Source organism: Acidithiobacillus sp. (genome assembly GCF_023255755.1).
Classification (GTDB): Bacteria; Pseudomonadota; Gammaproteobacteria; order Acidithiobacillales; family Acidithiobacillaceae; genus Acidithiobacillus.
In genome coordinates this window covers 1-4,160 of sequence record NZ_JAGDVS010000011.1, presented here as the reverse complement: position 1 = coordinate 4,160, position 4,160 = coordinate 1, and the positions used below count along the sequence as shown (strand labels likewise).

At 52.8% G+C, this 4,160-nt stretch carries 8 protein-coding genes; 6 read left to right on the top strand and 2 right to left on the bottom strand.

From position 1 onward, the window contains the following. The coding region (locus Q0C48_RS01115) for a hypothetical protein (protein WP_291520735.1) at positions 1 to 316 on the top strand (316 nt) is incomplete at its 5' end. Between the two features lie 88 nt (positions 317 to 404). Beyond that, positions 405 to 1,208 carry a hypothetical protein gene (locus Q0C48_RS01110; RefSeq protein ID WP_291520734.1) on the top strand — a complete coding sequence of 268 codons (804 nt, stop codon included), beginning with the start codon at positions 405 to 407 and terminating at the stop codon, positions 1,206 to 1,208. A 28-nt stretch (positions 1,209 to 1,236) separates the two neighbouring features. On the opposite strand, the gene Q0C48_RS01105 is transcribed toward Q0C48_RS01110, so the two are convergent. Both Q0C48_RS01105 and Q0C48_RS01100 read right to left on the bottom strand, forming a co-directional pair. Further along, positions 1,237 to 1,542 (bottom strand): integration host factor subunit alpha, encoded by a 306-nt coding sequence (locus Q0C48_RS01105; RefSeq protein ID WP_291520732.1) that lies wholly within the window; start codon positions 1,540 to 1,542, stop codon positions 1,237 to 1,239. Continuing rightward, entirely contained in the window at positions 1,539 to 1,877 is a 339-nt protein-coding gene (locus tag Q0C48_RS01100; protein ID WP_291520730.1) for an HU family DNA-binding protein, read from the bottom strand. Before Q0C48_RS01100 ends, Q0C48_RS01105 begins: the two co-directional genes overlap by 4 nt. A gap of 592 nt (positions 1,878 to 2,469) precedes the next feature. Between Q0C48_RS01100 and Q0C48_RS01095 the strand changes: the two genes are divergently transcribed. From Q0C48_RS01095 to Q0C48_RS01080, 4 genes are all read left to right on the top strand, one after another. Next, positions 2,470 to 2,622 (top strand): hypothetical protein, encoded by a 153-nt coding sequence (locus tag Q0C48_RS01095; protein WP_291520737.1) that lies wholly within the window; start codon positions 2,470 to 2,472, stop codon positions 2,620 to 2,622. Positions 2,623 to 2,694: 72 nt separating this feature from the next. Further along, entirely contained in the window at positions 2,695 to 2,940 is a 246-nt protein-coding gene (locus Q0C48_RS01090; protein ID WP_291520728.1) for a type II toxin-antitoxin system Phd/YefM family antitoxin, read from the top strand. Further along, positions 2,937 to 3,323 carry a type II toxin-antitoxin system VapC family toxin gene (locus Q0C48_RS01085; RefSeq protein ID WP_291520726.1) on the top strand — a complete coding sequence of 129 codons (387 nt, stop codon included), beginning with the start codon at positions 2,937 to 2,939 and terminating at the stop codon, positions 3,321 to 3,323. The genes Q0C48_RS01090 and Q0C48_RS01085 overlap by 4 nt, the downstream gene beginning before the upstream one ends. A 179-nt stretch (positions 3,324 to 3,502) precedes the next feature. Further along, the gene (locus Q0C48_RS01080; protein ID WP_291520724.1) at positions 3,503 to 3,856 is read left to right on the top strand and encodes a YbjQ family protein; all 354 of its coding nucleotides are present in this window, start codon (positions 3,503 to 3,505) and stop codon (positions 3,854 to 3,856) included. Positions 3,857 to 4,160 lie beyond the last annotated feature (304 nt).

The following is a 4,160-nucleotide window of genomic DNA, read 5'->3' as shown; positions in this document are numbered from 1 at the left end:
ACCATTCTGCACATCTGAAAAATCCAGAATACAACGCCGCTCAGTTACCGCTTACGGCGGATCGCTGTTCACCGGTTCTGGATGCCCTGAATCACTGGTTGATCCATGGACTCAAAGCGCCGCGACTTATAATGTCTGGGCGACCGACAATGGCAGCAACCAGAACCTTTGCGGCAGCCAGGAGACCTTCTGGACGGACTGGCATGCGGTGAAAGACTCGGGCAACACCAGCGGCGTCCCGGTGTCACAGAACTATGAAGCTGGGGGCAACGGCTATCCACTGAATTTCAGTGTGGCGACGCCGCTGGTGAATTGATGGGCTACCTACGGAACCGTTGCTTGATTCTTAATCCAACTTGACGTTTTATACATTTTATTCAAAATATCGCACAAGGAAAGAATAGATGGTTTGGCCGAACATTATTGATGTACCAAAAAATCTGTATGGTCTAAAACTACGCTCTATGTGCCCAAAGTGTTTATTTATACAAGATGTAATAACGTCAAATCCAAAGCAGTGCGAATCATGCTGTGAATTGTTTGCGACAGTACCAGTACCGAGCAACAATGGTAGCGGTTATGGTCATGACGATTCGGTTATCAGACGTGCGGACATGTTGAACACCCATTCTATTGATCCCGCCGAACGGGAAAGAATGGGTATATATCGTATTTCACAGAAAACTTTCCCGGTTGTTTATGATCTGCGGAACTGGAAAAGTAGAGAAGGATGTCATTCTACCGATTTAGGTGCACCTCTTGTTTTGGAGGTGGAGTCTACACCATACGATGCTAGAGATCACATTCATTATGTGATATATAATATTTATCGTTTATATATGGAAACTCGACTATATCATGGTACAACAATAAAAAACGCCAAGCGTATGATGTATTGCGGCTTTCGCCCTGCGAAAACGCACTGTGATAAAACCAATGGATTCTTCGCAGTCGAGCATGGGCTTAGGTATGGTGGCATTGACAAAGAACCCGCAGTTTCACATGCGCATGGTGGCGCATTGGTTGATATCAGATACGATGGTCTGGTTGCCAAAACTAGCCTGACTTGCAACGGCACAGCAATTAGACAACTTCTCACATCAATGATCGGGTGCTGTCGTGCGCTGGAATACCAGGAGCTAGGTAGATCCATCGTATGGGCAGAGAGCGCCACTGTATTCCCCATGTCGTGGCGACCGATTCATTGACTCGGTATCGCAAATGACGGTGGTACCGTCATGACGGGGTACCGTCGCCGCCAGCAAGACACGCCTCCTTGACCTTCTGGCTGGCCCGAAACGTCACCACCCGCCGTGCCGCTATAGGAACCATCTCGCCGGTCTTGGGATTGCGGCCAGGGCGCGGGCGTTTGTCCCGGAGCGTGAAGTTGCCGAAGCCCGATAGCTTCACGTCCTCGCCGGCCGCCAGCGTGCTGCAAATGGTGTCGAAGAATGACTCCACCAACGCCTTGCTCTCTTTACCGGTCAAACCCAACGTATCCACCAGGCGATCCGTCAGATCCTTTTTGGTCACAGAACTCATCCCTTAACCGCTTCCTTGAGGACTTTCCCCGCTTTGAACGACGGACTTTTCCGGGCGGGGATATCCATGGCGGCTCCCGTTGCGGGATTGCGCCCCTGGCGCGCGGGACGATCTGACACGGAGAATGAGCCGAAGCCCACCAGGCTGACGCTTTCGCCAGCGGCCATAGCGTTCGTTATCGCATGAATAACTGCATCGATGACCGCCGCCGCCGTCTGTTGCGAAACTTCTGCCGCCTTGGCGACCTGGCTTACCAATTCCTGCTTGTGCATCGGGATACCCCTTCTTTGGCTAAGGACTCTATAGGTTTTAGTCGAAGAAGTTTGTCGGTTCAAGGTTTCGTTCCTGCCGTCGCTTGCGCCCGGCGGGGTTGCCGTCCGTAGGACTCATAGTCTCGGTTATCCATCACCGCCCGCCAGCGGCCAATCGGCCCGCTTCGCGGGTCCGGATATGGCTAAAAACGTATGCCAAAATCTTCCAAAGACAGTGAAATCTGGCATTGTTTTCATTGCGTTTCTTTCGCGACCATCTTAGGAAGAAATTAATTTCATCATATTGTTTTTAAATTGTTATATATCAGATTGTGATTCCGGTTGTCGCGGGTTCGAGCCCCGTCAGCCACCCCAAATAAAACAAGCACTTAGGTATAATCCTAGGTGCTTTTTTATTACCAAATTGACTTTTCGCCCAAATTCTGCCCAACCACGCCCAAGAACGGCATCCGAAAAAGGGATAGAAAATAGCATCCATCCGACCCAGAAAAGACTGCGATGGCATCATCATCGGGTACCGAGGGTGTCCTGAATTTTGTGTAAACGGCGTCTTCATTTAACGTTGTAGCATCCGGTCATCGAACTGGATGATAAAGCGGTTTAGGGCGGCTTTCCAATCCCGGATCGGCATGGTCCACTTCTGGCTGATGTACGGATGCACAATATCTATCTGACCGCATTGTCCCCGCGTCTGAATGACAAGGCGGAAGACCTCACCATCCATTACCGCGAAGATTCCCAGCACGTCAAGCTGATTTTTGATGGCCTGGGTGAAGTGGACTTTGTAGCCGCACCAAGCCATGGGTAACCAACTCTATCGCTTCCCCGTTTGCGCTGTAGTAGACTTAGTTCACTAGTCTTGGTCCACATGGGGGCAGTCATGCACACGTACAATATTCACGAAGCGAAAACGCAGCTTTCCAGGTTGGTTGAGAAGGCTGCCAAGGGTGATTCTTTCGTGATCGCCAAGGCGGGGAAGCCCATGGTGAAGGTCATCGCGCTGGAAACGCCGGACGCATCACAGAGGAAGCGGTTTGGGTTTCTGTCCGGTCAGATCAAGGTGCCGGATGATTTCAACACGATGGGTGCCGACGAAATTGAGTCCTTGTTCGAGGGTGGCGAGTGAAGCTATTGCTGGACACGCATCTGCTGCTGTGGGCTGCGGACAGCCTTGAGCGTGTGCCTGTAGGCGCTCGTGCGCTGATGGCTGATCTGGAAAACGAACTGCTTTTCAGCGTAGTGAGCATTTGGGAAGTTGCCATAAAGAGCGGATTGAACCGGCCAGGCTTTCAGGTGGATGCGCGTCTGCTGCGCCGTGGGCTGATCGACAACGGATACGTTGAGTTGCCCATATCCGGGGAACATGCTGTTGAGGTGGACACCTTGCCGTTGATTCACAGAGACCCGTTCGACCGGCTGTTGATTGCGCAGGCGACGGTCGAGGGATTTGTACTGTTGACCAATGATGTGACACTGGAGCGGTATCAAGGGCCGGTCCGGCTGGTGTAGAGGGGCGGCTTTGTGCGCGGTCATTCTGCCCGGACGGCATAGACTACGGGCCGCCCTTTCCGGGTGCGGTCGTCCACTCGTTCCAGAAGGCCCATGGCAACGAAGTCCCGCATACACCCCGTGAGAGGCGCAGGTTGATGCTGCTTGCTGAGAGATGACCCGTCAATCATACTGAGCTTATGTCAGCAGAACAAAAACCCGTCCTCATCCTCACCATCAACGACTGCCCCGGCATGCGTGTGGTCCGGGTCATCGGGCCGGTCTACGGCACGGATGTCCGATCCCGCAATATCGTCGGCAATTTCCTTGGCGGCGTCCGCGCCATCTTTGGCGGCAAGCAGGCCGGTTACCTCAAAATGATTGCCCAGACCCGCGATGATGCCCTAGAACAACTGGCCGAGCATGCGCGGTCTCTTGGGGCCAACGCCGTGCTGGGCATGCGTTTTGATTCCGGTGAGTTTGATGCCGGGCAGGGGCAGGCGATGAATGAGGTCACGGCCTACGGGACGGCGGTTGTGGTGGAACCTCAGTAACCGGCCACTTCCCGATGTCTATAGAACTTTTTTCAATTATCTCACTGATACAAAGTCTGGCTACGTCGACCAGAAATAATGAGTGTGGTCAGCCAAATTGATGGTTCTCTGGTCAAGTTATATGAGGGGCAGACGGCGGCATAAAAAAGCCACACAGCCCGATTTTGTGAACGGGGCGGCATGGCTCGGAGCGAGCGATTTCTCAGCTCAGAACGGCGGGTCGTCGGCAGATGGCGGATCGGCAGTTTCCATATTGGCCTGTGATCGTTCTTCGTAATACCGGTGGATCTCCCCGTAGTACTGA

Coding starts and splice junctions, on each gene's coding strand:
- Q0C48_RS01110 (WP_291520734.1), top strand. CDS start 405: ATGGTTTGGCCGAACATTATTGATGTACCAAAAAATCTGTATGGTCTA.
- Q0C48_RS01105 (WP_291520732.1), bottom strand. CDS start 1,542: ATGAGTTCTGTGACCAAAAAGGATCTGACGGATCGCCTGGTGGATACG.
- Q0C48_RS01095 (WP_291520737.1), top strand. CDS start 2,470: ATGCACAATATCTATCTGACCGCATTGTCCCCGCGTCTGAATGACAAG.
- Q0C48_RS01090 (WP_291520728.1), top strand. CDS start 2,695: ATGCACACGTACAATATTCACGAAGCGAAAACGCAGCTTTCCAGGTTG.
- Q0C48_RS01080 (WP_291520724.1), top strand. CDS start 3,503: ATGTCAGCAGAACAAAAACCCGTCCTCATCCTCACCATCAACGACTGC.